Genomic DNA, 26447 nt, shown 5'->3' with positions numbered 1-26447 from the left:
CCACCGCACCGCCGCTCGAGAGGAGCACCCGATGAGCACGCTCACCACGGACCCGACCACCGACCTGCTGCGGTGGCGCACGGAACGGGAGACCTTCCTGCGGAGGCCGCACGGCTGGCTCAGCCTGGTGGGGCTGCACGCCCTGACCGCCACCCCGTCGACCGTCCCAGGCCTGCCCGGTCAGTGGTGGACCGACGGCGCCGATGTGTTCGTCCGGGCGGGCGCCGGCCTCACCGACCCGGAGACGCGGGAGCCGCTCGACGGCACCTGGCGACGCACGGTCGGCGAGGGCCTGTCGGCGCTGGTCGCGACGTTCGTGCCGGAGGGTCGGACCGACGAGGACCGGGTCGTGGTCGAGCTGGTCCGCCGCACCGGCCGGCTGCACCTGCGGACTCGTGACCCGCGGGCCGCCTCCCGGGTGGACTTCGTCGGCCTGCCGACCTTCCCGTACGACCCGGCCTGGGTGCTCGACGTCCCGGTGCGCTGGTACGACAAGCCCGTCGAGGTGACGGTCGGTGCCGCGCAGCACGGGCTCGTGCACCACGTGCGGCTGGTGGGCGAGATCGACGTCGAGCGCGAGGGCGTCGTGCACACCCTGCGCCTCACCGCCGGCCACGCACCCGGCTCGGCCGGCGTCCTGTTCACCGACGAGGCCGAGGGTCTGGCGCCGTGGCGCGTCCTGAGCGTGGACGTGGATCCGTCGGCGGACACGCTCCGCATCGACCTCAACCGCACGATCAACCTCCCGTACGCGTTCAGCGACTTCGGCACGTGCCCCGCGCCGGTGCAGGGCAACCATCTGCCGTTCGCGGTGCGGGCCGGCGAGCGCGACCCCCGCGGCGGCGTCTCGTGACCGCCCCGAATCCCACGCTCACGGTGCGTTGGACGGCTCTGTCCGACCCGCTGGTGCGCCCGCTGCTGGACGAGCTGGCGTACGAGTACGCGACCCGGTACCAGGGCATCCTCGCCGTCGACGAGATCCGCGCGGAGATGGAGCACTACCCGGCGCACGAGTTTGCGGACCCCGACGGCGGTCTCGTCCTGCTGCTCGAGGACGGCGTGCCGGTGGCGGGCGGGGCGTTCCGGCGCCGCGTCGAGCCCGAGCTGGGCGACGCCGACCGTCGCCCGCGCTCCGACGGTCGCGACGAGGCAGGTGTGCCGACCGTCCCCACCGCGGAGCTCAAGCGGATCTGGACGCACCACGCGCACCGCCGCCGCGGCCTCGCGTCGCGCGTCGTCGTCGAGCTCGAGCAGCGCGCCGCCACCCTGGGCTACCCGCGCCTCTACCTGACCACCGGTCCCCGCCAGCCGGAGGCCGTGGGTCTCTACCTGCGCACGGGCTACACGCCCCTGTTCGACCCGGCGGCCGAGGCGACCGGCCCGCTGCCGTTCGAGAAGTGGCTGGAGGTGGCCCCGTGAGCGTCTTCCAGGACGAGTCCCGGCTGCTCGCGCCTCCGCCCGTGCTGCCCGCCCGCGAGGCCTCGACGCTCGCCGGGCTGCGCGTGGTCCCCGCACGGCACCCCGGCCGCTGGGTGGCCACCGCGGTCGTGGCGGTGCTGCTGGCCATGGTGGTCAGCTCGCTGGTCACCAACGACCGGTGGCAGTGGTCCGTGGTCGCGCAGTACCTGACGTGGCCGTCCGTGCTCACCGGGTTGTGGGGGACGCTGCGGCTGACGTTCGTCGCCGCGCTCATCGGGTTCGGGCTGGGCACGGTGCTCGCCCTGATGCGGCTGTCGCGGTCGCCCCTGCTGCGCTCCGTGGCGTGGGGGTACACCTGGGTGTTCCGGTCGGTGCCGCTGATCCTCCAGCTGCTGCTCTGGTACAACCTGGCCTACCTCTACCCGGTGCTCTCGTTCGGCATCCCGTTCGGGCCCGCGTTCACCGAGGTGGATACCCTGTCGATCGTCGGCAAGTTCGGTGCCGCGGTGCTCGGGCTCGGGCTGTCGCAGGCGGCGTACTCGGCCGAGATCGTCCGCGCAGGCATCCTCGGCGTGGACCAGGGCCAGCACGAGGCGGCCGCCGCGCTCGGCATCCCGCGGGCCCGTCAGCAGCTGCGGATCGTGCTCCCGCAGGCCATGCGGACCATCGTGCCGACGTCGATCAACGAGATCATCGGCCTGGTCAAGGGCACGTCGGTGGTCTACGTGCTGGCCTACGGCGAGCTGTTCTACACGGTCGGCGTGATCTACGGCCGCAACCTCAAGGTCGTCCCGCTGCTCATGGTGGCCGCGGTCTGGTACCTCGTCGTGACCACCGTGCTCACGGTGGCGCAGTACTACCTGGAGCGGAACTACGCCAAGGGCGCCCTGCGCACGCTGCCCCCGACGCCGATCCAGCGGCTGCGCTGGACCGTGCTGGCCACGACCAGCCGCCTGACCGGCCGCGAGCTGCCCGCGCACGTCCCACCCGCCTACGCCCCGCGGGCCGGCCACCTGTTCCGGACGGGGGCCGACCGATGACCGCCGGGCTGGTCGAGGTGCACGGCGTGCACAAGAGCTACGGCACCCTCGAGGTCCTCTCCGGCATCGACCTGGTGGTGCAGCCGGGCGAGGTGACCGTCGTCATCGGTCCCTCAGGCTCCGGCAAGTCGACGCTGCTGCGGGTCATCAACCACCTCGAGCGCGTGGACAGCGGGTTCGTGGCGGTCGGCGGCGAGGTCGTCGGCTACGAGCGTCGTGGCGACACCCTGCGCGAGCTGCGTGAGAAGGATGTCCTGCGCCAGCGCACCCGCATCGGCTTCGTGTTCCAGAGCTTCAACCTGTTCCCGCACCTCACCGTGCTGGAGAACCTGGTCGAGGCGCCGGTGCACGCCCAGGGCCGTCCGCGGCGCGAGGTCGAGGCCGAGACGCGCGTGTTGCTGGAGCGCGTCGGGCTGTCCGACAAGGCCGACGCGCGTCCCCGGCAGCTGTCCGGCGGGCAGCAGCAGCGCGTCGCGATCGCGCGGGCGCTGGCCACCAAGCCGGAGGTCCTCCTGTTCGACGAGCCGACCTCCGCGCTCGATCCCGAGCTCGTGGGCGAGGTGCTCGACGTCATCAAGACGCTCGCGCACAGCGGCACCACGCTCGTCGTCGTCACTCACGAGATCGGGTTCGCCCGTGAGCTCGCGGACACCGTCGTGTTCATGGACGGCGGCCGGATCGTCGAGCAGGGACCGCCGCAGCAGGTGCTCGACCACCCCCGGCACGCCCGCACCAAGGCGTTCCTCGACAAGGTCCTCTGACCACCCCACCCCGAAGAGAGAAGATGATGTCCACCACGTACCGCCGCCCGTCCCGCACCCGGCTGCTCGCCGCGCTCGTCTTGACCCCCCTGCTCGCGGGGCTCGCTGCCTGCACCTCGAGCGCCGCGGACGAGCCCGGTGGCGGTGACCTCCAGGAGGCTGCCAAGGCCGCCGGTCTGACCGTCAACACCACCGCGGACCAGGACCGCATCCACACCACCGAGTCGGCCGAGGCGATCGCGCTGCTGCCGGAGGCGATCACGGAGAAGGGCACGCTGACGGTCGCCGTGAGCGCGTACGTGGCGCCGCTGGCCTTCCTGGCCGACGACGAGAAGACGCCGATCGGCAACGAGACCGACATCGCCCAGCTGGTGGCCGACGCGCTCGGGCTGGAGCTGAAGCACGAGGTCAAGGCGTGGGCCGACTGGCCGCTCGCCGTGCAGTCCGGCGCCGTCGACGCGGTGATCTCGAACGTCACGGTCACCGAGGAGCGCAAGGAGCTCTACGACTTCTCGTCGTACCGCAACGACCAGCTGGGCTGGCTGGTGCGGGCCGACAACGAGGACCTCACCGAGATCTCCGAGCCGAAGGACATCGCCGGCCTCACGGTCGCGGTGGGCTCCGGCACCAACCAGGAGAAGATCCTGCTGGCGTGGGACGAGGAGAACAAGGCCGCCGGGCTCGAGCCGGCGAAGGTCGAGTACTTCGAGAACGACGGCGACACGATCCTGGCGCTCCAGTCGGGCCGCATCGACACGTCGTTCGGCCCGAACGCGACCGCCGCGTACAAGGCAGCAGTCTCGCCGGAGGACTTCAAGGTCGTCGGCACGCTCAACGGCGGCTGGCCCGCCACCGCGCAGATCGCGGTCGGCACCCTCAAGGGCAACGGCCTGGCGCCGGCGGTGACCGCGGCGCTCAACCACGCGTTCGACGACGGCTCCTACACCAAGGTGCTCGAGCGGTGGGGCCTCCAGGACGAGGCCATCGCGAAGTCCGAGACGAACCCGCCCGGTCTGCCGAAGACAGACTGAGCGCACAGACGAGGCGGCTGGGGGAGTCGCCTCACCCGGCCGGCTGGGTGCACGGGGGTCGCCCAGCCGGCCGACCCACACGAACGGGAGAGCAGATGAGTGAGCACATGGACCACGTCGTCGTCGGTGGCGGGGTCATGGGCGCGGCGACCGCGTGGCAGCTGGCCAGGCGCGGCGCGCAGGTGGTGCTGCTCGAACGGTTCGGCCGGGGACACGTCCAGGGCGCCTCGCACGGAGCGTCCCGGATCTACCGGAACACCTACGCCCGGGCGGAGTACCTGGACCTGGCGCAGGAGGCGTTCGGCCTGTGGCGCGCGCTCGAGGACGAGGCGCCGGCCGTCGGCGACCTGCTGGAGCTCACCGGCGGGGTGAGCCAGGGGTCGCTCGCGTCGCGGGAGATCGCGCAGGCGTTCGCCACGCGCGGGATTCCGCACGAGTGGCTGTCCGCCGACGAGGCGCACGAGCGCTGGCCCGGGCTGGCATTCGAGGGCGATGTGCTGCACGAGTCGAGCACCGCAGGGCGCTTGCACGCCGACCGCGCGGTCGAGGCGTTCCTCCAGGCCGCGGTCGCAGCCGGTGCGCGCGTGCTGCACGAGACCCCGGTGCGGGCGATCGAGCAGCGCACCGACGGGGTACGAGTCGTCACCGACACCGGTACCTGGCTCGCCGAGAACGTCGTGGTGGCAGTCGGCGCCTGGACGTCCGGGCTGCTCGGGCGCGAGATCGACCTCGCCGAGAAGCTCGTCGTCACCCAAGAGCAGCCGGCGCACTTCGCCCTGCGACCCGACGCGCCCGACGAGCACCTGTGGCCCTCGTTCACGCACGACCCGGTCGCTCCGCACCCCTGGCCGAGCGGTGTCTACGGCCTGGCCACCCCGGGCGAGGGGATCAAGGTCGGCTTCCACGGGGTCGGTCCGCGCACGGATCCCGACCACCGGACCTTCACCCCGGAACCGGAGCAGCTGCGTCTCCTGCGCGAGTACGTCGCCCGGTGGGTGCCCGGCGCCGACCCCGACCACCTGGTCCCCATCTCCTGCACGTACACCACCACCCCCGACCACGACTTCGTGCTCGACCGGCGCGGGCGTGTGGTGGTCGCCGCCGGGTTCTCCGGCCACGGCTTCAAGTTCGCGCCGGCGCTCGGGCGCGTTCTGGCCGACCTGGCGCTGGAGCCGCCGGACGCCCCCGTGCGTGCGGCGCACCCGGCGTTCGCGGCTGCCCGACTCGCCGCCCTGACAACCACGGAGGACCTCGCATGACCACGAACGTCCCGCTGTCCATCCTCGAGCTGGCCACGGTCGGCGTCGGCCAGAGCGGCGCGGACGCCCTGCGCGCGACGCTCGACCTGGCCGTCGCCGCCGACCATCTCGGCTACCGCCGACTGTGGTTCGCCGAGCACCACCTCTCGCCGGGCGTCGCCTCGGCGGCCCCGGCGGTGCTCGCGGCCCTCGCCGCGGAGCGCACGCGCCGCCTGCGGGTGGGCTCGGGCGCGGTCCTGCTGGGGACGACGAGCCCGCTGGTCGCCGCCGAGCAGTTCGGGAGCATCGCGGCGCTGCACCCCGGACGCGTCGACCTGGGACTCGGCCGCGCGTTCTCGCCGCCGCCCGAGGGGTTCGTGGCCCCGCCGCGCACCGAGGCCCGTGACGTGGACGGGCTGCACGTGCCCGGCACCCCGCCGATCGACTTCCCCGACTCGGCGCTGCGGGCAAGGCTGCTCGCGCAGCAGGAGGTGGTCGGGGCCAGCCGCTCCGGCCAGGACTTCCGCGCCGAGCTGGAGCTCGTCCTCGGTCTGCTGGCGGACACCTACGTCGACGGCGCCGGGCACTCGTACGTGAGTCCGCCGGTGGCCGGTGCAGCGTTCGACCTGTGGGTGCTGGCGTCCAGCGGTGGCGAGAGCGCGCGGGTGGCAGGTGCGCTGGGTCTCCCGCTCGCGGCGAACTACCACGTCAGCCCGTCGAACGTCCTCGGCACCGTGGAGGCGTACCGCGCGGCGTTCCGGCCGGGCGTGCTCGCGGAGCCGTACGTCGTGGTGTCCGCCGACGTGCTCGCGGCCGAGACAGCCGAGCGCGCGCAGCATCTGGCGGACCCGTACGCGGAGTGGGTCCTCTCCATCCGGCGGGGTGCCCAGGGCGCGATCGCCTATCCGGAGCCGGGCACCACGACACCGTGGGACCGGCGCAGTGCGGCCGAGCAGGACGTGCTGCGCGACCGGATCGACACCCGGGTCGTCGGTACGCCCGACGAGGTCGCGGCCGGGCTGTCCACCCTCCAGCGCGTGACCGGCGCCGACGAGCTGCTGGTGACCACCGAGACCCACGACCCTCGCGACCGCGTGCGCTCGTTCGAGCTGCTCGCCGACGTGTGGGGTCTGCCCGCCGCCGCGTCGCGCGACGCGGCCGACCTGGTGCTCGCGGGCGCCTGACCCACGGTGCCGGACGGAGCCCACGTGCCCGCCGAGAGCCCCGGCGCCTGAGCACACGGAAGCCCCCGCCGGTTCCACCGGCGGGGGCCCGAACGTGCCCTCAGATCGCGGTGTGCGGGCCGATCCGGTGGTAGCTGCGGTCGTGGTAGACGAGCGGCGTGGTGTCGTCCGACGTCCCGTGCTCGAGGGCGCGGAGCGAGACCAGGTAGCTGTCGCCCACCGGGGTGCGCTGGAGCACCCGCCCGCGGACCCAGGACACGGCGCCCTCGATGACCGGCTCGCCGGTGCCGAGGTCGTACCAGCCGCCGGCCTCGAACCGGTCGATGCCGCTGGTCGCGAACCGCGCGGACACGTCGTCCTGGTCCGCGGACAGGAAGCTCACCGTGAGCGTGCGTGCACGGGACAGGGCCTCCCACGACGACGACGTCGACGCCAGCGAGAACGCGAGCAGCGGGGGAGCGGCGGAGACCGAGATGACCGAGGTCGCGGTGAAGCCCACGCGGCGCTCGCCGTCCCGGAGCGCCACCACGGCGACGCCCGCGGGGTGCTGCCGGAACACCTCCTTGTACTGCTGGGGCGACAGCTGGGGCTCGTCCTGGTCGCGCAGCAGGCGGTCCAGGGCGTGCAGCGTCTCGGCGGTCATGCGCGGGCCGCCTCGAGCGCGGTGGGTGCACCGGCGACCAAGGTGGTCAGTGCCGCGCCGCCGTCGGCCCACCACCGGTCCACGACCGGCTGCGGGTCGGTGAGCTGGTGCTCCACGAGGGTCAGGGCGCGGGTGGGGACGACGGCGCCGAGCTCGACGAGCAGCGGACGCAGGTGCACCTCGCCGACCAGCGCGTGCGCGGGGTTGCCCGAGACGACGACGGGCACCGCGATCACCCCGGTCAGACCGCCCGGGCCGTACAGGTCGAGGAACGCCTTGAGCAGCCCCGTGTAGGAGGCCTTGTAGACCGGTGTCGCGACGACGAGCACCGTGGCGTCCGCGACCGTGCGCAGCGCCGCGTCCGCGGTCGGGTGGGACTGCGCCAGGATCTCCGCGGCGAACCCGGCGAGCTCGACGGTCTCGACCGGCTCGACCGAGCCGAGCAGCCGGGCCGCCTCCTCGCCGATCCGCACCGCCGCCGCGGTGGTGCGCGAGCCCGTCCGCGGGTTGCCGGACAGCACCACCACCCGGGCTCCGGTGTGCTGCGGCGACGTCAGGTGGGTCATGGCTGGTCCCTCGATCTCGGTTCAGGTGAGCCCGCCGCACGGTCCGCGCGGGTTCGCTGAACCGGGTATAGCAACAATCCCGACTTGACCAGAGGGTTTGGTCGACTTTCTTGCATGGCGGACCGGATGCACGCCCTGCGGACGGCCGGACGGCCCCGACGCGATGCGCCGGGGCCGTCCGTTCGTGCAGGTGGTGCGACCACCGAGGGGTCAGGCGGCGGCGCGCCCGAGCCCGCGGAACGACCAGCCGGCGTCCCGCCACCGCGCGGCGTCGAGCTTGCCGCGGGCGTCGATCACGGACGGGTTCTTCGCCAGCGTCGCCAGGCGCGCCGGCTCCGCCGTGACGAACTCGTCCCACTCGGTCAGGACGAGCACGACGTCCGAGCCCTCGACGGCCTCGTCCACGCCGGTCGCGTAGCCCAGGGTCGGGTAGCTGGCGCGCGCGGTGTCCCCGGCCTCGGGGTCGTAGACGGTCACCTGGGCGCCGCGCAGGTGCAGCGCCGCGGCGACGTTGAGCGCCGGGGAGTCGCGGACGTCGTCCGTGTGCGGCTTGAAGGCCGCGCCGAGGACGCCGATCCGCCGGTTCAGCACCGATCCGCCGCAGGCTTCGAGCGCGAGCTCGATCACCCGCGAGCGCTGGCCCATGTTGATCTCGTCCACCTGCTGGAGCAGGGCCGAGGCCTGGTGCGCGCCGAGCTCGTTGGCCCGGTGCATGAGGGCGCGGATGTCCTTGGGCAGGCACCCGCCGCCGAACCCGAGACCGGCGTCGAGGAACTGCCGGCCGATCCGGATGTCGTGCCCCAACGCGTCGGCGAGCACCTTGACGTCGGCTCCGGCCGCCTCGCAGACCGCGGAGATCGCGTTGATGAACGAGATCTTGGTGGCCAGGAACGCGTTCGCGCTGACCTTGACCAGCTCGGCGGTCGGCAGGTCGCAGACCACCACGGGGGAGCCCTCGGCGATCGGACCGGCGTAGACGCGGCGCAGGAGCGCCTCGGAGTCGGCCGTCGTGCCACCGAGCACGATGCGGTCCGGGTGCAGGGTGTCGGCGACGGCCTTGCCCTCGCGCAGGAACTCCGGGTTCCACACGAGCTCGGCCCGCACGCCGGCGGGCGCCGCCTGGGCAACCAGCGTGCGCAGCCGCGCGCCGGTCCCGACGGGCACCGTCGACTTGCCGACGATGAGCGCGTCGTGCGTGAGGTTCTGCGCGATCGACGTGGTGGCCGCCTCGACGAAGCGCAGGTCGGCGGCGTGGCTGGTCTTGGACTGCGGGGTGCCGACGCACACGAAGTGCACGTCCGCCCAGCCCACCGCCTCGGCCACGTCCGTCGTGAACCGCAGGCGGCCGGTGGCCAGCTGCTCGGCGAGGAGCTCGGGCAGCCCGGGCTCGTAGAACGGGACCTTGCCGGCGGTGAGCATCGCGACCTTGTTCGGGTCGGTGTCCACGCCGACGACCTCCATGCCCAGCTGGGCCATGGCCACCGCGTGGGTGGCGCCGAGGTAGCCGGTGCCGAGGACCGCGATCCGCGGAGCGGGGGCCTCGGGGTCGAACGGCGAGCGGGGGAACAGCTCGGTCAGGTCGATCTGGTTCTCGGTCATCACGGCTCCTGGGTGGTGGTGGGGGCGAATCCGGCGGCCGGGTCGGTCACGCCGTCGACGAACGCCTGGAGCGAGTCCGCACGGGACTCGATGCGCCAGTCGTTGGTGACGAGCTGGCCGCCGCTGGTGGTGGTGACGGTGTGGTTGAACCAGGCGAACCCGCGGACGTCCGAGTTCTCCGGTCGGGCGAGGGCGTCGAACAGGTCGGCGATCCAGGCCGGCTTGCTGCCGCCGACCTCGGACGCCCCGATCTCCGCGAGGAAGATCGGCTTGGTGGTGATCGACCGGAGCTGGTCCAGCGACCGGCCGAACGTGTAGTCGAACGTCGGCGTCTGGTCCGCCTTGTACGGCGGCCGGAAGTAGCCGGAGAGGCCGACCCAGTCCACGTACTCGTCGCCCGGGTACAGGCTGCGCATGTACGTCGCGTCGTCCTTGGCGTAGGACGCGAGCGAGTTGACGATGTTCGGGGCCCAGACCCACAGGACGTACTCGTTGGCGCCCTCGGCCTCGAAGATGTCGTGCACGTGCCGCCACATGGCCACGTAGTCGCCCTCGCCGTTGCCGTTGAGGGAGTCCCCGTCCCAGGTGCGCTCACCCCACGGGTACCAGTCGCCGTTCATCTCGTGGTCGAGCCGGATGGCCAGGGGCAGGCCCAGGGCCGCGATGTCCTTCGCGTACTGGTGCAGGTAGTCGTCGTACGCGCCGCCGATGATCGTCGGGAGCGAGTAGGCCGGGTCCTCGGACTCGTTGTTCGCGGCCTTGAGGGGACGTGACTCCCACGTGAGCATCGGGAGCATGCCCTTCTCCCAGGAGCGGGTGACCGCGTCGGGTCGGAACGGTCCGTCCCAGCCCTGGAAGTACCCCGCGATGGTGGGGGCGGTCCCCACGTTCGCGGAGACGCTGTCGAGCTCGGCCCAGTTGAAGGGCGACTGCGGCGTGTAGAGGCCGAACTGGCGCTTCTCGGACGCCAGCAGCTCGGACAGTGCCGGGGCGGTGGGCTTGACGACGGGCGCGGGGCTCGACGGCTGCGGGGCCGTGCCCTGGGCGCTCGCCCGTGCTCGCGCGGCGTCGGCCTCGGCCTGGTCCGCCCGGACGGCGGCCGACTGGGCCTTGCCCTTCGCGGCGGCCGCGGCACGCTCTGCCGCCGCCTTGCCCTGCGAGCGCGCCGCGGCCGCGACCCGCTCGGCCTCGGCCTTCTGGGCGCCCTCCGCCGCGGCTGCCGCCTGCTCGGCGGCGGCCTTGGCCTTGCCGCCCTCGGAGGCCGCCTTGCGCTCGGCCGCGGCCTTCGCCTGCGACCTCTCGAGGGAGTCGACCTCGTCCTCGCGTGCCTCGAGCGAGTTGCGGAGCTCCTCGTTCTCGGCGGCCAGCCGGATCTCCTTCGCGCTGGCCTTCACGGTGCTGGGTGCAGCCACCGACGGTGACAGCCAGACGCCGGCAGTGACGGCGACGAGCGCGAGCGCGATGCCGGCCGCGCCGAGGCGCTTGCGGGGTGACGGGCGGATGGCGCGGGACCACCAGTTTGCGGGTTCGATGTGCTCAGACATAGACCAAGGCCTCCAGGGCGAAGAGGGTGAGCGCGATCGCGTAGGGGATCGCGGCCAGCGGGTTGAGCCGGCGGCGCCGGGCGCGCGCCGGGGCGGGTGCGGGTCCCGCGGGTGCGGGCGCCACGGCGGCCGCCTCTGCGGGGGCGTACGCGGCGCGGCGGGCGCGGACGGGGCCGGTCTCGGAGAGGACCGTGCGGTCCGGCGACGCCAGGTACTGCGTCGGGACGACGCCGACGGGGGCGCGGTCGACCAGGTCGGCCGGCCCGGCGGGCGCGCTCTCGAGCTGGGCGATCAGGTCGTCGCCGCCACCACCGGAGTACGCACCGGCACGCGTGCCCCAGCCGCTGGCGTGAGCCATGCGCAGGAACCCGAGCAGCCGGATCGGCATGAGGAACAGCGTCGAGACGATGATGAACACGGGCAGCCGCAGGAAGTCTGACGGCTTCTCGTGCAGGTGGCGGATCTGCCGGATCGCCATGGAGAGCACGGACGACACGACCATGGTCACGACGACCCACACCCAGCCGGACAGCCCCGTGTACGTGTGCAGGATCGCCTGGTACAGGTTGACGCCGGTGCCGGACACGGCCCGGTAGATCCAGCCCGCGATCGTCCCGAAGAGCAGGAACGGCAGCAGGATGTCGGCGACGAAGAAGACCGCCAGGAGCGGCGCGTGGCCGACCATCCAGGGGAGCATCCGCAGGGTGTTGTACTGGCTGCCGCGGGCCCAGCGGAGCTGCTGCTTGGCCAGCTTCCTCACCTGGAGCGGGGCGTCCGTGTAGACGAGGCTCGTGTACTGGTACACCGACCGGTAGCCGGCCTTGAGTGTGAGGTTGGTGAGCGTCCGGTCGTCGGACACCTCGAGGAACACGCCCATGAACTTCTCGTGCATGAAGTCGTCCATGACCTGGACCAGGATGTGCCGGCGGAACGCGATGGTGCGCCCCGGGAGGCAGCCCACCTGGCCCAGCGCGGACTGCGCGGGCATGGAGTAGAGCGCCCGGGTGTTCTCCAGCCAGTCCGCCCAGCGCGTGATCCAGGACCGCTCGGGCTCGAGGATCCGCTGGCGGGTGGTCGCGCCACCCACGGACGCGTCGGCGAACGGCTTGACCAGCTCGGACAGCGTGCCGTCGGTCCAGACGGTGTCGGAGTCGACCAGCACCGTGATCTCGCCGCGGGACATCTCGGTGCCGATCTTGACGGCGTTGCGCTTGCCGGGGATCGGCGTGTGCACCCAGCGCACCAGGGGAGCGAACTCGTCGCTGATCTCCTGGAGGGGGACGTTCACCGCTCCGTTGATGACGACGATGACCTCGTCGGGTCGCTGCTCGACGATGCGCGTGAGCACGTCGCGGAACAGGTCCAGCGGCTCGTCGACGACCGGGATGACCACGCTGGTGGTGCCGTGGAACTCACCGGTGAAAGGCTTGTAGCGCCGTGACAACAGCACCTTGATCAGCCACAACGCCCAGATGACAGTGGAAAACAATGCGAACAGATAGAACTCTGACTGGCCCTCGAACATGTGCCGGAGCTGTAGGACGAATACGAACATGAGCGGTACCCCGCTGATTCGGTCGACGGATCGGGTGTACTGACCGGCGCCGTCGACGATCAAGCGAAGACGACGAGGGGTGCGCGGGTAGGCGCTTTCCTCGCGTCGAATGCCACGTATGAGCCCTGATGGGCACGGAGTGACGGGATGGCTGCCCCTCCTCACGAGGGGCTCTGAGCGAGCGACGCCGGAACGACCACCTCGTCAGAGGGCCGCGGGCGAGCTCGATGAAACGACCGTACCAGGCGGTAACGGAGGAATCAGGCGGACGACTGTCCAGGAGTGACTGCGGTCACCGGCATTGTTGCAACAATGCCCCACAATAGTCCGAATTGCCCAGGGCAATTTTACGTGGATTTTACGTGGACCGATGTGCGCCGCGAGGCGCCGTCAGGGCCGGTGCACGACCGCGGCACTGCCCCCGCCGCGTCGCGTGGGCTCCGCGACCGCCAGCAAGGAGCCGTCGTCCCGGTGCTCGATCGCGGTGGCCGCACCGATCTCCGGGTTGTCGGCGAACGTGTGCCCCAGCGCCTGGAGCGGTGCCCGGTCGAACCCGGGCTCGGCCTGCACCGCGGCGGTGTTGCGCTGGGTGGCCCGCGGGGCGGCGACGGCTTCCTCGAGGGTCATCCCGAGGTCGAGACGGTTCACCAGGACCTGGAGGACGGTCGTGATGATCGTCGACCCACCCGGCGACCCGAGCGCCAGGAACGGGGAGCCGTCGGCCAGGATGATGGTCGGCGCCATCGAGCTGCGCGGCCGCTTGCCGGGGCCGGGCAGGTTCGGGTCTGTGCCGTCCTGCGTGTCGGTGAAGTTGAAGTCGGTCAGCTCGTTGTTCAGCAGGAACCCGCGCCCCGGCACGACGATGCCGTTGCCGCCGAGCGACTCGATGGTCAGCGTGTACGCGACCACGTTGCCCCAGCGGTCCGCGGTGGTCAGGTGCGTCGTGGACTGGCCGTCCGAGCCCTCGGTGCCGGCGGCCGCGGGCACGGGGCATCCGGTGTAGTCGCCGTCCGGCGTCCCCGGCGCCACAGGCTTGGTCAGCGCGGTCGCGCCGACCTGGCAGGCGCGTTCGGCGGCGAACCCGTCCGAGAGCAGCTCCCGGAGGGGCACCTCGACGAACGCGGGATCACCGACGAACCGGTTGCGGTCCGCGAAGGCCAGGGCGCTCGCCTCCAGGTAGCGGTGCAGCGTCTGGGTCCGGTCGGCTGTCGCCGGGAGCGCCTCGAGGATGTTGAGAGCCTCGCCCACGGTCGAGCCGCCCGACGACGGAGGAGCCATGCCGTAGACGTCGAGCCCGCGGTAGGAGACCAGGGTCGGCTCGCGCAGGGGCGCCACGTAGGCCGCCAGGTCGGCGCGCTCCAGGAGGCCGGGGCGGACGACCAGCGGGCTGTGGCGCCGTACGGGCGGGCGCTGGACCGTCGTGACGATCTCGCGGGCCAGGCGTCCCGTGTAGAGCTCGCCGACGCCCTTGCGTCCGAGGAGGTCGTAGGTGTCGGCCAGGTCCGGGTTGCGGAACACCGACCCGACCGTCGGCAACGCACCCCGGCGCAGGAACAGGTCGGCGGACGACCGGAAGGCGGAGAAGCGCGTGACGTTGGCCGCCGTCTGGTCCACGAACGTCTGGTCCACCACGAAGCCGCGCCGGGCCACGTCCGTCGCACCGCGCAGCGCCGTGCGCAGGCTGATCGACCCCCACTGGTCGAGCGCCGTCTGCCACGTCGCCGGGGTCCCGGGAACGCCCACGGACAGGCCGGAGGTGACGGCGTCGGCGGGCGGGATCGGCACGCCGTTCTCGACGAAGGAGTCGCTGCGCATCGCCAGGGGTGCGGTCTCGCGCCCGTCGATGGTGTGCACCGTGCCGGACGCCGCGTCGTAGTAGACGAAGAACCCGCCGCCGCCGATGCCGGAGGAGAACGGTTCGGTCACACCGAGCGTCGCCGCGGCCGCGACGGCGGCGTCGACCGCGTTGCCGCCACGCCGCAGCACGTCGATCCCGACGCGCGTGGCGTCGGCGTCGACCGTGGCGACCGCACCCCCCGTGCCCACGGCCACGGGAACCTTGTCCACCGGGCGGGGGTGGGCCGCCGCCGGTGCGGCGCCGGCCGCGAGCGCGAGCGCCGCGACGACGGCGACGACGAGTGGTCGGGGGTGCCTCGACGATCGCATCGGATCTCCTCGGGCGAGCAGACGGGTGACTCCCGGTCTACCACTCCACGACGCCCGCGCCCAGGCCTGTGACTACGCCCGGTGCCCGTGCGCCCCCGCGCCGACCAGTGCGCCGCGTGCCGAGTCCGTCGGCAGACCCGCCGCCGACCACGCGTGGAAGCCCCCGACGACGTCCGTCGCGCGGTGCAGGCCCAGGTCCGCCAGGGCCGCGGCGGCGAGGCTGGACGTGTAGCCCTCGGAGCACAGGACGATCACGTGGATGTCGTACCCGGTCGCCGCCGGGATGCGGTGGGCGCTGGCCGGGTCCAGACGCCACTCGAGCACGTTCCGCTCGATGACGACCGCCTGCGGCACCTCGCCCTCCGCCGCCCGCTGCGCAGCGGGGCGGATGTCCACCAGCAGCGCGCCGCCACGCACGGCCTCCCAGGCGTCCCCGGGTGCGAGGCGGTCAAGGCCGGCGCGGGCCTCGGCCAGCACGTCGTCGATGGTGCGGCGACCGACGGTGTCGACCGTGCTCACTTGTCCGTCTCCGGCTCGGCGGTCTCGACCGTGCGGGTGGGGACGAGCCGGCCATCGGGGGTGCTCGCCCAGTAGGTCATGCGGGTGAGCCGGGTGGAGTACGCGTGGATGCTCACGGCCGGCTCGGTGCCGGTGTTGAGCACGTCGTGCAGCTCCCCGGGGTCCACGGTCTGCGTCTGCCCGGCGGGGAAGTCCTGCGGCACCAGGCGGCCGTCGCGCTGCGGGCGGATCTCGGTCAGGGTGCCCGCGGCGATGGTGAACGCGGCCGCGGACGCGCCGTGGTCGTGCAGCTCGGTGCCTTGCGACGGCAGCCACGTGAGGAGCCACACGTCGACGTCGGGCGGCCCGTCGAGGCGGGTCCACCAGCGCCCGGTCTCCTCGAAGCGGACCAGGGGCTGCCACAGCTCGGGCCGCGCCGCGAGTGAGCGGGTCAGGGCGCTGAGCTCGGACACGCTCAGGGGTGCGGGGGTGGTCAGGGCAGGGCGGGGGGACAGGTCGATGCTCATGGTCGTGCCTCTCGGGGGTGCGTCGTCGACGGGCCTGCTGTCCGGCGTGAGCCGGGGGAGCGTCAGTGCTGCTGACAGCGGGCCGGACAGGAACGCAACGCGAGGGCGCCACGACGGGACGGGAGCGGGGTGACGCGCGTGGCGGTCATCGGGTGCTCCTTCCGGTCGGGTCGTGGCCGGGCACAGAGCAGCACGCCTCCGAGGGGGTGGTCAAGGGTTCGGTCGAGACTCTCGGATGCTGGACGGCTCAGAGCAGCCGGACCTCGAGGAAGGCGAGCTTGTTGTTGGCCGCACCGGTGCCGTTGGAGAGGGTCAACCGCCGGTCGGTGACCGTCACGGTCGCGGTGGCGTCGAGCCAGCGCTGCGCGGACGTGGTCGTCCCGCTCACCACCAGCACGTTCTCGGCGAGCAGCCGGACCGTCGACCCGAACGCCGTCGGGTCACCCGCGACGAGGCGCACGCTGTAGGTGCCGTTGGGCACCGACAGCTCCCATCGCGCGTTGCTGTTCGGGGCGAGCTGGAGGAACGCCAGCGTGTCGTAGCGCTGGTCCGGCGACAGCGCCGAGTTGCGGTCGCGCATGGCCGAGGAGTTGTCCGCGTTCCAGCCGTAGCTCAGGCCCGACGCCCGCTTGCCGTAGACGGCGCCGGTGTCGGGCGCGTACCCGGGGTGCACCGGCGTCGCGACCGGCTGCATGTTCACGGCGTAGAAGGGTCGCAGGCGTTCGGCCGGCACCAGCTCCTGGGCCTGCGACGTGCTCGACCAGCGCAGCTGCGCCACGGCGTTGCCGGTGCCCTCGAAGTACTCCAGCACGATGGGGACGGCGACCCCGGCCGTGAGCGTGATCGTGCCGCTGTCCACCCGGCTGGCGTGGACGGTCCACGCGTCGATCACCCGCGTGCCGTTCACCCACAGGCGCACCCCGTCGTCGGACGTCGTGGAGAACGTGTAGGTCTGCGAGTAGCGGGGGATGACCGAGCCGCTCCAGCGCACCGAGTACGTGTCGGCGCCGATGCCGGAGACCGGCGCGGCGGTGCCCCAGGAGAACCCGACGGTCGGGTCGAGCCTGTTCACCGTGGCGCCGGTGAAGTCCTGGTTGTCGAAGTAGGCGCCCTGGAGCCCCCGCAGCGAGAAGGAGGCGGTCATCGTGGCCGCGGTCGACGGGGTCGTCCAGGTGCGCGACGCCACGGTGGACCCGTCGGACCAGCGGTTGAAGCCGTACGGACGCCCGGAGGCATCCGTCTGCGCCGCCGCGGACAGCTGGAGCGCGAAGCCCGCCCAGGAGGTGACCGTCGTCGGCCCGGTGACCGGGAGGCCGTTTACCACGATCGTCCGGCCGGCGGGGGAGGTGGCGAGCGTGACCGCCACCTTGCGCGGCTGGAAGTCCCGGACCACCGTCGTGGAGACGCCGCCCGAGTCCGTCGCGGTCAGGCTGATGCGCAGGAAGCTGTTGGCGGCCGCCGCGAGGTCCTCCGGTCCGGGCGCGACGACGTCGATCCCGGTTCCGGTGACCGGGCCGAGGAACGGGTGCGTGTGCTGGTCGTGCACCCGCAGCACCGTCCAGCTGAGCCGTGCCGACGGCAGCGTGCCGTCCTGGGCGTCCGTCGCCGAGCCGTCCAGCCGGAACGTCTCCCCGACGGAGAACGTGGCACCGGCGGCCGGGGACGCGATCGTCGCGACCGGTGCGGTGTTGCCCGAGCTGATCGTGACGCTCACGGGCGCGGACACGGCTCCGGCCGGGTCGCGCGCCTGCAGGCTCACCGTCCACGTGCCGGCCGCGTAGGTGTGCGCGAGGGTCGGGGTGCTCGTCGTCGCGTTCGGGGACCCGTCGCCGAACGTCCACAGGTAGGTGAGCGCGTCGCCGTCGGGGTCGCTGCTCCCGGAGCCGTTCAGGGTGGTCGTCAGCGGCGCGGCGCCACTCGAGGGCGATGCCGTCAGAGCCGCGACGGGCGTGCGGTTGGCGGTGCCGGTGTAGCTGATGCGGTGGATCTCGCCGCCGTTCACGAAGGTCGTGTAGTACAGCGCCTGCGTGCTCCCGGACGGTCCGAACTCCAGGTGCACGGCGCCGCCGAGACCGGTCGCCAGGTCGGTGCTCGTGCCGCCGGTGAGCGTCATGACCTTGCCGCACACGTAGTCGGCGAACACGTACGCGGTGTCGTAGGACGCGGGCCAGGCGCCGTTGGGCACGAACGCCCCGCCGGTGATGGAGCCGCAGCCCGCGTCGCGGTTGTAGTCGAAGAGCGGGTCGGTCATCCCCGCGGGCGTGGGCGTGCCGCAGTTGGTCGCCGACCCCGTCTGCGCGCAGTGCCCCTCGCGCAGCGGCCAGCCGTAGTCCGCACCGCTCAGGCCGGTGTCGATCTCCTCCCACACGTTCTGGCCGACGTCGTTGATCCGGAACGAGGTGCCGGCCGCGTCCGGGTCGAAGGCGAACCGGAACGGGTTGCGCAACCCCCACGCGAACGTCTCGCGGCAGATCGACCCGGCCGGGGCAGGGGCGAGCCGGCAGCTGGCCGAGCCGGTGCCGAGGAACGGGTTGCCGGCCGCCGGTGCACCGGTGGTGCGCTCGACCCGCAGGATCTTGCCGTTGAGGATGTTCCGGTCGCGCGCCGCGTCGTTGGCGCCGCCGCAGCCGCTGTTGCCCGCGTAGTCGCAGCCGCCGTCGCCGGTGGACACGTACAGGAAGCCGTCCTTGCCGACGTGCACGTCACCGGCGTTGTGGTTGCCGGCCGGCGTGTAGATGCCGTCGAGCAGGATCGTCTCGCTTGCCGGGTCCACCACGTTGTTGTCGCCGAGGACGAACCGGGACACGCGGTTGGTCGGAGCCCCGGCAGGGTTGCCCGTGGTGCTCGTCGGGCAGGCCGTGCTGGTGCCCCGGGCGGTGTAGTAGAGGTAGATCGCGCGGGTGCCCGGGTCGGGATCGACGGCGACGCCGAGCAGCCCCCGCTCCGAGCTGGTGCAGAGGCGTGCGCTGAGGTCGAGCGCCGCGGTGGTCAGCAGCGCCCCGGCAGCCGTGCGGACGCGCAGCCTCCCGTTCTTCTCCGTGATCAGCATGCGACCGTCGGAGGTGAAGGCGATGGCGGTGGGGGAGGAGATGCTCGCGACCAGCGTGTCGCTGAACCCGGGGATGACCGCGGCCGCGGCCGGTGGCGCGGCCGTCGTCGTGAGGCCCGACACGAGGAGGGCGAACAGGCCGACAAGGCCGAGTCGCCGCATCCGGATCGACATTGATCCTCCAGCACCGCTCCGCGGCGGTGACTTCCGAGGATGCTCCGGGTGCGCCCCGGCGCGCAACGGTCAGCCGGCGCCGACCTCGGCGACGGGCCGTGGGCGCGGCTCCGCGGTGACCGGCTCGGGTACGTCGGTCCCGCGCCGGACCAGCGCGATGCCGGCCACCACGAGCACCATCCCGGCGACCTGCAGCGGCGCCGGCACCTCACTGACCAACAGCCACGCGAGCAGGACGGCGACGAGCACCTCCGACAGGGCGAGGAAGGACGCGAGCCGCTCGCCGAGCAGCCGCACGGACAGCGCGCTCACGCCGTACGCGAACGCGGTCGGCACGGTGGCGACGACGAGCAGCGGCACGATCCAGTGCACCTGTGCACCCAGCAGGTCCACGCGGACGTCCGGCGCGGCCAGGGGGAGCACCCCCACGGCGGCCACGAGGGCGACGGTCAGCGCACCGACCGCCATCCCAGCGCCCGCCAGGCTGATCGCCGGCAGCTCCGTGCGGCGCCCCGTGAGCGCGAAGTACGCGGCGTTGCCCACCGCGGAGACCAGCGCGAAGGCGAGCCCGACCGGGTCCAGCTCGAGCGAGCCGGTGAGGTCGAGGACGAGGACGAGGCCGCCGGTGGCGAGCGCCGCCCCGGCGAGCGTCGCGGCGCTGGGCGCCCGGCGTTCGCGGGCCCAGCGCCAGGCGACCAGCAGGAGCGGGCCGGTGTACTCGATGAGCAGGGCGATCGCGACCGGCAGCCGGTCGACCGCGAGGTAGTACATGGTCGACGCGGTGGCGACGCCGAGGATGCCGAAGCCGAGCACCGTGCGCCACTCGTCGCGGAGCACGTGCCAGCGCCCACGCAGTGCCCACGCCGCCGGACCGGCCAGCAGCAGGGCCGCGACCGACAGCCGCACGAGGATCGCGGAGCCGGGGGACCAGCCGGCCACGAGCAGGGGCTTGACCACGGGACCGCTGGTGGCGAAGGCCACGGCCGCGATGAGGCCGGCGACGATACCGGCGGCGCGACCGGGAGCGGCGGTGGTGGACATAGGGAGCCCCTGCCAGGGATGTCATGAGTGAAATAGCGTTACGCTCGTGACGCTAGCCCATCCCGCCGACAGGAGTCAAAGTGGTTTTCGCACCTGACACCGAGATGAGCATCGCCGCGGCCGTCGAGCTGGTGAACACCGCCCGTCGCCGGGACGGGCACGACGCCATGGCAACGGTCGCGGACGTGGACGAGTTCTACACGCGGTGGGGCTACACGGTCCGGCACGACGGTGACGCCGAGGAGCTCGCCGCGGTCCGCGACGCGCGCGACCAGATCGCCGCCCTGTGGGACGTCGACCGCGACACCGCGGCCTCCGTGCTCAACGAGCTGCTGGCCCGCGGGGGAGCCGTGCCCTTCCTCGTCCGGCACGACGACGTCGACTGGCACCTGCACGGCACCGCACCCGACGCGCCGCTGGGCACCGTGCTGCTCGTCGAGACCGCGATGGCGATGGCCGACGTGGTGCGCTCCGACGAGTGGGACCGGCTCCAGCGCTGCGAGGCCGACGACTGCGACGCGCTGCTCGTCGACCTGTCCCGCAACCGCTCCCGCCGGTTCTGCGACGTGAACGGCTGCGCCAACCGCGCCCACGTCGCCGCCTACCGGGCCCGACGCGCGGGCGGGCCAGCGCTCAGGTGAGGCGCGCGAGCAGTGCCGCGGTGTCGCGCTGGTGCCGGGGTGTCGGCATGTCGTACTCGAGGCACCACAGCAGCTGGTAGACCGCGGCGCGCTCCCGCCACCCGTCCGCGGCCGGGCGGTCGTGCCGGTAGACCGACCAGAACACGGGGTCGGTCATGTCGTCCCAGAACGCCATCCGCGCGACGTCCGACTCCGGCGGGCCGGCCCACGCCTTGTCCCAGTCGAGCACCGCCGCGAGGCGCCAGCCCGTCGCGTGCGGGCGGAACAGCAGGTTGGCGTGGTGCAGGTCGTCGTGCGTCAGCGTCGGCACCACCGGCTCCGCGAACAGGTCGGCGTGGCGGTCCAGCACCGCCTGCGCGAGCGCCCGGCGGTCCTCTCGCCGTGTCCGCAGCGCGATCCGGTCGTGCAGCGCGTCGAGCAGGGTGCGCCCGCCGGGGTCGTCGAGGCTGCCCCAGGAGGGGAGCGTCACGGACTGGATCCGCAGGACGGCCCGGGCGATGTCGGTCGACGCCGTCTCGATCTCCGCTGCGTCGAGCTGCGGGCGGACGTGCCGCCAGTCGACGCCCTCGACGTGCTCCTGGAGCAGGTGCTGGAGGACGCCGTCGTCGCCGACCGCCACGACGGCCGCGACGGGCACGCCGGCGGCCTCGGCCAGGCGATGTGCCGAGGCCGTCCTGGCGTAGTCGACGGCGGGCCGGGCGTCCGACCGCGCCAGCTTCAGCACGTGTCGGGTGCCGGGCGCGTCCACGCGGAGGACGGCGTGCTCTCTCGTCGAGTCGAGCACCTCGACGCGGGGGCGCGCGACGTAGCCGGTCATCAGCTCGCGCGTGATCCCGATCCAGTCGGGCGCCGCCACGGTGCCCATCTCAGCCCTCGACGCCCGTGGCCGCGTGCGGTGTGCCGACCGGCTTGGACTCCGGGGAGCCGCGTTCGCGCAGGTAGATCGACAGGACGACCATGGCAGCCACCGCCAGGAACTCCGACTGCCAGTTCTGCAGCGTGCGGCTCCAGAAGTCGGGCAGCAGCAGGTACTGGGACCAGGTGACCGGGTCCTGGAGGTCGTGCATCTGCTGCTCGCTGTACGCCACGGCGCCCGTCACGGACTGGGTCAACCAGGACAGGACGAAGATCGTGCCCATCACCAGGCTCAGCGATCGCGAGTAGAGGCTCAGTCGCCATCCCCGCACGCGGGCCCAGGCGGGGGAGTCGGCGGTGGAGAACTCGGCGACCTTCTGCTTCTCGTCGCTCTCACGGCCGGGGTCGTCGAGCGGCTTGGACTCGGGCGACCCGCGCTGGAGGAAGAACACGGTGGCGCCGACGAACAGCAGGAACTGGAGGAACTCGGACTGCCAGTTCTCGGTCACGTCGACCGCGAACGCCGAGGTGGTGACGTACTCGCCGATGCCGATCGGGTCGAGACCTGCGGACCGTTGCTCCTCGTTGAACAGCGCCACGCCCGAGATCGCCTGCCCGACGAGGGCAGCGACGAACAGCGCGCCGAAGAACAGGCTCAGGCTGTTCCGGCGGAGTCCCGAGCGCCGCGCGGTCATCGGTGCAGCACCCCGAGAGCGAAGCAGTAGACCAGCCCGAGCAGGATGCCGACGAGGCAGGTCCAGAAGAGCGCGCGCACCTCACGCTCCTTCCAGGACGCAGTCGTACGGCCGGTCCGGTCGCGGGTCGCACCCTGCCGCGACGATCCGCCAGGTGGTGCCGGAGACGGTCAGGAACAGGACGTCGTCGGCCAGCACGACCTGCGCCTGACGTCCCGCCACCGTCGCCGACCCCGACGCGTCGCCCGTCCGCGCGGTGAGCGTCTCGCCCACCTCGCCGTCGAGGACCGCCTCGCTGCACGACTCGTCGGCGTCGTCCTCCAGGCTCTCGACGGTGACCGGAGCCAGGAGGTCGCAGGCGGCACCGCCGTCCGCTCGGTCGACGGCGTCGTAGAACGCCACGGCGACGTCCACCGCCGAGGTCGACGCCGGGCGAGCGGGAACGCACGCCGCGAGCGCCGTCCCGACGACGACGACCGCGGCGCCCCGCGCCAGGCGTCGTCGCCGGTCACGTCCCTCGGTCACGCGCCGATCGTAGGTCGGCGCTCGCGGACCGGCGCGCTGACCCGGCGCCGCGGGGCTGCTCAGGGTGTGAGCTCGTCGAGGAGGCCGCGGTAGCGTGCACAGGTGGCGGAGTACACGCTCAACTCGGCGGCGGTGGAGCACCTGCGCGCGCTCATCGACGCCCGCCAGTACGTGCTGGACAGCGACTGGGGCGAGGCGCAGCCGGACGCCGCGGCGCAGAACGCGTACCTCGAGGGGCACCCGTGGTCGGACTACGCCTCGTGGCACCTGGGCCTCACCGTCGGCGCCTCGGACGAGACGAAGGCGCGGTACGCGTTCGTGGCCGGGGACTTCCGCCGGGTGCACCGCTCGGCGCTGATCGCGTGCGTGTACCGGGCGTCGGAGTGGCGGCACAAGGACGTCGAGCTCGCGGCGCACGACCTGCTCCAGCAGCTGGACCGCATCAGCGGCTGAGGGGGCGTCCTCTGCGCCAGTGCAGTGCACGCACGCTCTGCGCGTGCCAGAGGGCGAGCGCGGCCCGCGCCCACCTCCGCAGCCCGCTCTGCCCCTGCGCCACGCTCCAAGTCTGTGGCCGCGCGTCGTGGCGGGCGAGTCGAGGTCGCGCCGGCGCGTGCGGTGACGGAACCTGGGTGGCGTGCCCAACCGTCTGGTGAACGCGACGAGCCCGTACCTGCTCCAGCACGCCGAGAACCCCGTGGACTGGCAGGAGTGGGGGGACGCGGCCTTCGCGGAGGCGGTCGCGCGGGACGTCCCGGTACTGGTCTCGGTCGGCTACGCCGCCTGCCACTGGTGTCACGTCATGGCCCACGAGTCGTTCGAGGACGCGGGCGTCGCCGCCTTCCTCAACGAGCACTTCGTGTGCGTCAAGGTCGACCGCGAGGAGCGGCCCGACGTCGACGCCGTCTACATGGCCGCCACGCAGGCGATGACGGGTTCGGGTGGCTGGCCGATGACCGTGTTCACCACGCCGGCGGGGGAGCCGTTCTTCTGCGGGACGTACTTCCCCCCGCGGCGCGTCCAGCAGATGGCGTCGTTCTCGGAGGTGCTGGCCGCCGTCTCAGCGGCGTGGTCGGCGAGGAGGGAGGAGGTGCTGTCCACGGCGGAGGCGATCGTGGAGGCTCTCGCCGAGCGGCCCGCGGCGCGGCACCTGTCGGACGCACCGTACGGCGAGGTGGTCGAGGCGGCGCTGACCGGCATCGCGACGACGTTCGACCCCGCGCGCGGCGGGTTCGGCGGTGCGCCGAAGTTCCCACCGTCGATGGTGCTCGAGTGGTTGCTGCGACACCACGCGCGCACCGGCGACCCGCGTGCGCTCGACATGGTGGACCGCACGCTCGACCCGATGGCGCGGGGCGGCATGTACGACCAGCTCGCGGGAGGCTTCGCGCGGTACGCGGTGGACCCGACCTGGACCGTCCCCCACTTCGAGAAGATGCTCTACGACAACGCGCTCCTGCTCCGGGTGTACGCGCACGCCTGGCGCGCGACGGGCGCACCGCTGGCGCGGCGGGTCGCCCAGGAGACCGCGACCTGGATGCTCGAGGAGCTGGCCACGCCCGAGGGCGGGTTCGCCTCGTCGCTCGACGCGGACAGCGAGGGCCGGGAGGGCGCGTTCTACGCCTGGACCCCCGAGCAGCTGCGCGACGTGCTCGGCAGGGACGACGGGGCGTGGGCGGCCGGGGTGCTCGGGGTGACCGAGGAAGGAACGTTCGAGCACGGGACGTCGGTCCTCCAGCGGCGCGGCGACCCGGCCGACGAGGTCCGGTTCGCGGACGTCCGGGACCGGCTTCGCGCGGCGCGCGAGCTGCGACCGCGCCCCGCACGCGACGAGAAGGTGGTGACGGGGTGGAACGGACTGGCCGTCGCGGCCCTCGCGGAGTCGTCCGTGCTCCTCGACCGTCCGGAGCTCGCCGACGCGGCGGTCCGGGCGGCCGAGCTCCTCGTCACGACGCACGTGCGCCGCTCCTCCGACGGTTCGACCCGGGTGGTGCGCGCGTCTCGTGACGGCGTCCCCGGCGACGCGGCCGGCGTGCTCGAGGACTACGGGAACCTCGCCGAGGGGCTGCTGGCGCTCTCCGCCGTCACGGGTGACCAGCGGTGGTTCGAGGTGGCCGGCCGACTGCTGGACACCGTGCTGCACCACTTCGCGGCGGCGGACGGCGGCTTCCACGACACCGCGCAGGACGAGACCGACCCCGTCGTGACCCGCCTCGGCAGGCCGCAGGACCCCGCCGACGGTCCGACACCGTCGGGTCAGTCCGCCGCGGCGAGCGCCCTGCTCACCTACGCCGCGCTCACGGGGTCCGCGGGCCACAGGGAGGCGGCGGAGCGGGCGCTGCGCGGTCCGCTGGCCCTCGCGGTCCCGTACCCGCGCGCGGCGGGCGCAGCCCTGGCGGTGGTGGAGGCCGCGCTCGACGGCCCGCGGCAGGTGGCTGTCGTCGGACCCGTCGACGACCCACGCAGGGCGGCGCTGCACCGCGCCGCGATGCTGTCCACCGCCCCCGGGCTCGCGGTGGCGGTGGGGGAGCCCGGCGGAGGCGACGACAGCCCTGCGCTGCTGGACGACCGGCCGCTCGTCGGCGGTGCGCCGGCCGCCTACGTGTGCCGGGGATTCGTGTGCGACCTGCCCACGACCCGCCCCGACGACCTCGCTCAGCGGCTGTTCCGCGGTGCGGGAGGTGCGGATTCGGTCACCGCGACCGGGTAGCGGTCCGGGCGCGTTCGTGCGCCGACGCCTCGACGACGGCACCACCGGGCAGGACGACCGTGACCTCGACCCCGCAGGAGCCGCTGCGGCGCTGGAACTTGCCGATCGACGCGGCGGCACCGCTGCCGAGGTAGGACACCCCCTGGAGGTCGACCACCGCTCGTGCCGTGTCGCGGGCGCTGAGCGCGAGTGCATCGAGACGCGGCGAGAGGTCCTGGTAGCTGCCGAGATCGACGATCCCGCTCACCGTGAGGACCCGGTCACCGCGTGCGTTGCGCGCCAGGACCGCGACGACGGTCGTCGCGGGAGGAGCCGGCTCGGCGGCGCCGCCGTCCAGCGCGTGCAGCATCAGGTCGTCGACGTGCTCTCGGGTAGGGCTCGGGAGGCAGCCGGCGCCCTCGGCGCAGCTGACGATGCGGTCGGCCAGGACCCGGACCCGCACGTTGCGCTCCTGGGAGGCCGAGCGGAGCAGGCCGAACGCCGTGGCGGCATCCATCCCGTACTCGAGCATCAGCACACCCTTGGCCTGGTCCACCGTCGTCCGGGACTCCAGAGCGAGGCCGAGCTGCGCGTTGGTGCTCGTGGAGATGGCGCGGAGCCTCGGCGCGGTGGCGTCGGTCACCAGGCCGGTGATCGTCGTCCGCGCGCCGCTCACCGCGCTCCCCGCAGCCGCCAGGGTGGCCAGGTGCTCGGTGCCCTCGAGGTCGATCAGCCGGTAGTCGCACCCGACGTCGGTCTCCCACGACGCGGTGAGCGTGGCGTCGACCAGGTCGGCATCCTCCGGGTGCACGTGCCAGAGCAGGATCTCCCGGGTGGGGGCGACGTCACCGCGCGTGAGGCCGTGGATGGAGAACAGCGCGTCCGACCACCACCAGTGGTCCGACGGCCTCGACCATCGGAAGCTCCCCACGGTGCTCGGCGTCGCGATCATGGTCTCCCCTGGCCACCGGCACGTCCTGGGGTGGTGTCTCGAGGGGGCCGTCTGCGTG

General features: G+C 73.1%; 24 protein-coding genes. 10 read left to right on the top strand and 14 right to left on the bottom strand.

The annotated features are described in order from the left end of the window. Positions 1 to 31 precede the first annotated feature (31 nt). From HP550_RS21120 to HP550_RS21090, 7 genes are all read left to right on the top strand, one after another. On the top strand, positions 32 to 853 hold the full coding sequence (locus HP550_RS21120) for a DUF1684 domain-containing protein (protein ID WP_175349648.1): 822 nt from the start codon (positions 32 to 34) through the stop codon (positions 851 to 853). Next, positions 850 to 1419, top strand: a complete 570-nt coding sequence (locus HP550_RS21115; protein WP_175349647.1) for a GNAT family N-acetyltransferase — start codon at positions 850 to 852, stop codon at positions 1417 to 1419. The genes HP550_RS21120 and HP550_RS21115 overlap by 4 nt, the downstream gene beginning before the upstream one ends. Next, positions 1416 to 2459, top strand: a complete 1044-nt coding sequence (locus HP550_RS21110; RefSeq protein ID WP_175349646.1) for an amino acid ABC transporter permease — start codon at positions 1416 to 1418, stop codon at positions 2457 to 2459. The genes HP550_RS21115 and HP550_RS21110 overlap by 4 nt, the downstream gene beginning before the upstream one ends. Continuing rightward, a complete protein-coding gene (locus HP550_RS21105) occupies positions 2456 to 3220 on the top strand; it encodes an amino acid ABC transporter ATP-binding protein (protein ID WP_281362272.1) in 765 nt (254 codons plus the stop codon). The genes HP550_RS21110 and HP550_RS21105 overlap by 4 nt, the downstream gene beginning before the upstream one ends. Positions 3221 to 3246: 26 nt before the next feature. Continuing rightward, a complete protein-coding gene (locus HP550_RS21100) occupies positions 3247 to 4251 on the top strand; it encodes an ABC transporter substrate-binding protein (protein ID WP_175349787.1) in 1005 nt (334 codons plus the stop codon). A 95-nt stretch (positions 4252 to 4346) separates the two neighbouring features. Beyond that, positions 4347 to 5510, top strand: coding sequence for an FAD-dependent oxidoreductase (locus HP550_RS21095; RefSeq protein ID WP_175349645.1), 1164 nt, complete (start codon positions 4347 to 4349; stop codon positions 5508 to 5510). Beyond that, a complete protein-coding gene (locus tag HP550_RS21090; RefSeq protein WP_175349644.1) occupies positions 5507 to 6673 on the top strand; it encodes an LLM class flavin-dependent oxidoreductase in 1167 nt (388 codons plus the stop codon). Before HP550_RS21095 ends, HP550_RS21090 begins: the two co-directional genes overlap by 4 nt. 100 nt (positions 6674 to 6773) lie before the next feature. Here the strand turns inward: HP550_RS21090 and HP550_RS21085 are convergent, their stop codons facing one another. The 10 genes from HP550_RS21085 to HP550_RS21040 all read right to left on the bottom strand — a co-directional run bounded on the left by HP550_RS21085 (position 6774) and on the right by HP550_RS21040 (position 20035). Continuing rightward, the gene (locus HP550_RS21085; protein WP_175349643.1) at positions 6774 to 7316 is read right to left on the bottom strand and encodes a flavin reductase family protein; all 543 of its coding nucleotides are present in this window, start codon (positions 7314 to 7316) and stop codon (positions 6774 to 6776) included. After that, the gene (locus HP550_RS21080) at positions 7313 to 7882 is read right to left on the bottom strand and encodes an NADPH-dependent FMN reductase (protein WP_175349642.1); all 570 of its coding nucleotides are present in this window, start codon (positions 7880 to 7882) and stop codon (positions 7313 to 7315) included. The genes HP550_RS21085 and HP550_RS21080 overlap by 4 nt, the downstream gene beginning before the upstream one ends. A 210-nt stretch (positions 7883 to 8092) precedes the next feature. Further along, entirely contained in the window at positions 8093 to 9481 is a 1389-nt protein-coding gene (locus HP550_RS21075) for a UDP-glucose dehydrogenase family protein (RefSeq protein ID WP_175349641.1), read from the bottom strand. Beyond that, positions 9481 to 11025 carry a glycoside hydrolase family 26 protein gene (locus tag HP550_RS21070; RefSeq protein ID WP_175349640.1) on the bottom strand — a complete coding sequence of 515 codons (1545 nt, stop codon included), beginning with the start codon at positions 11023 to 11025 and terminating at the stop codon, positions 9481 to 9483. Before HP550_RS21070 ends, HP550_RS21075 begins: the two co-directional genes overlap by 1 nt. After that, complete coding sequence (locus tag HP550_RS21065; RefSeq protein WP_175349639.1) at positions 11018 to 12580, bottom strand: glycosyltransferase; 1563 nt, start codon at positions 12578 to 12580, stop codon at positions 11018 to 11020. Before HP550_RS21065 ends, HP550_RS21070 begins: the two co-directional genes overlap by 8 nt. A gap of 390 nt (positions 12581 to 12970) precedes the next feature. Further along, positions 12971 to 14746 carry a gamma-glutamyltransferase gene (gene ggt, locus HP550_RS21060; RefSeq protein ID WP_175349638.1) on the bottom strand — a complete coding sequence of 592 codons (1776 nt, stop codon included), beginning with the start codon at positions 14744 to 14746 and terminating at the stop codon, positions 12971 to 12973. A 72-nt stretch (positions 14747 to 14818) separates the two neighbouring features. After that, entirely contained in the window at positions 14819 to 15265 is a 447-nt protein-coding gene (locus tag HP550_RS21055) for a rhodanese-like domain-containing protein (RefSeq protein ID WP_175349637.1), read from the bottom strand. Next, positions 15262 to 15771 (bottom strand): cupin domain-containing protein, encoded by a 510-nt coding sequence (locus HP550_RS21050; protein WP_175349636.1) that lies wholly within the window; start codon positions 15769 to 15771, stop codon positions 15262 to 15264. The genes HP550_RS21055 and HP550_RS21050 overlap by 4 nt, the downstream gene beginning before the upstream one ends. Positions 15772 to 16018: 247 nt before the next feature. Further along, positions 16019 to 18982, bottom strand: coding sequence for a PQQ-dependent sugar dehydrogenase (locus HP550_RS21045; protein WP_175349786.1), 2964 nt, complete (start codon positions 18980 to 18982; stop codon positions 16019 to 16021). A gap of 81 nt (positions 18983 to 19063) precedes the next feature. Further along, complete coding sequence (locus tag HP550_RS21040; protein ID WP_175349635.1) at positions 19064 to 20035, bottom strand: EamA family transporter; 972 nt, start codon at positions 20033 to 20035, stop codon at positions 19064 to 19066. 80 nt (positions 20036 to 20115) lie between these two features. Here HP550_RS21040 and HP550_RS21035 point away from each other — a divergent pair, with 80 nt between their 5' ends. Further along, positions 20116 to 20676, top strand: coding sequence for a CGNR zinc finger domain-containing protein (locus HP550_RS21035; RefSeq protein ID WP_175349634.1), 561 nt, complete (start codon positions 20116 to 20118; stop codon positions 20674 to 20676). Here the strand turns inward: HP550_RS21035 and HP550_RS21030 are convergent. From HP550_RS21030 to HP550_RS21020, 3 genes are all read right to left on the bottom strand, one after another. Then, entirely contained in the window at positions 20669 to 21541 is an 873-nt protein-coding gene (locus HP550_RS21030; protein WP_175349633.1) for a phosphotransferase family protein, read from the bottom strand. The two genes, HP550_RS21035 and HP550_RS21030, sit on opposite strands and share 8 nt — an antisense overlap. 1 nt (position 21542) lies before the next feature. Beyond that, complete coding sequence (locus tag HP550_RS21025; RefSeq protein ID WP_175349632.1) at positions 21543 to 22226, bottom strand: DUF6766 family protein; 684 nt, start codon at positions 22224 to 22226, stop codon at positions 21543 to 21545. 81 nt (positions 22227 to 22307) lie between these two features. Beyond that, positions 22308 to 22751, bottom strand: coding sequence for a hypothetical protein (locus tag HP550_RS21020; RefSeq protein ID WP_343048308.1), 444 nt, complete (start codon positions 22749 to 22751; stop codon positions 22308 to 22310). Between the two features lie 102 nt (positions 22752 to 22853). On the opposite strand from HP550_RS21020, the gene HP550_RS21015 reads away from it, so the two are divergent. Both HP550_RS21015 and HP550_RS21010 read left to right on the top strand, forming a co-directional pair. Then, complete coding sequence (locus HP550_RS21015) at positions 22854 to 23204, top strand: hypothetical protein (protein ID WP_175349631.1); 351 nt, start codon at positions 22854 to 22856, stop codon at positions 23202 to 23204. A 181-nt stretch (positions 23205 to 23385) separates the two neighbouring features. Further along, on the top strand, positions 23386 to 25458 hold the full coding sequence (locus HP550_RS21010; RefSeq protein WP_175349630.1) for a DUF255 domain-containing protein: 2073 nt from the start codon (positions 23386 to 23388) through the stop codon (positions 25456 to 25458). Here the strand turns inward: HP550_RS21010 and HP550_RS21005 are convergent. Further along, positions 25442 to 26389: an ANTAR domain-containing protein gene (locus tag HP550_RS21005; protein ID WP_175349629.1), complete on the bottom strand. Its 948-nt coding sequence runs from the start codon at positions 26387 to 26389 to the stop codon at positions 25442 to 25444. The genes HP550_RS21010 and HP550_RS21005 overlap by 17 nt on opposite strands. Between the last annotated feature and the right edge of the window lie 58 nt (positions 26390 to 26447).

It is taken from the genome of Cellulomonas humilata (assembly GCF_013359775.1).
In the GTDB taxonomy this organism is placed as follows: Bacteria; Actinomycetota; Actinomycetes; order Actinomycetales; family Cellulomonadaceae; genus Cellulomonas; species Cellulomonas humilata.
The sequence above is the reverse complement of the archived record's forward strand: the minus strand, read 5'-3'. Positions and strand labels throughout refer to the sequence as shown.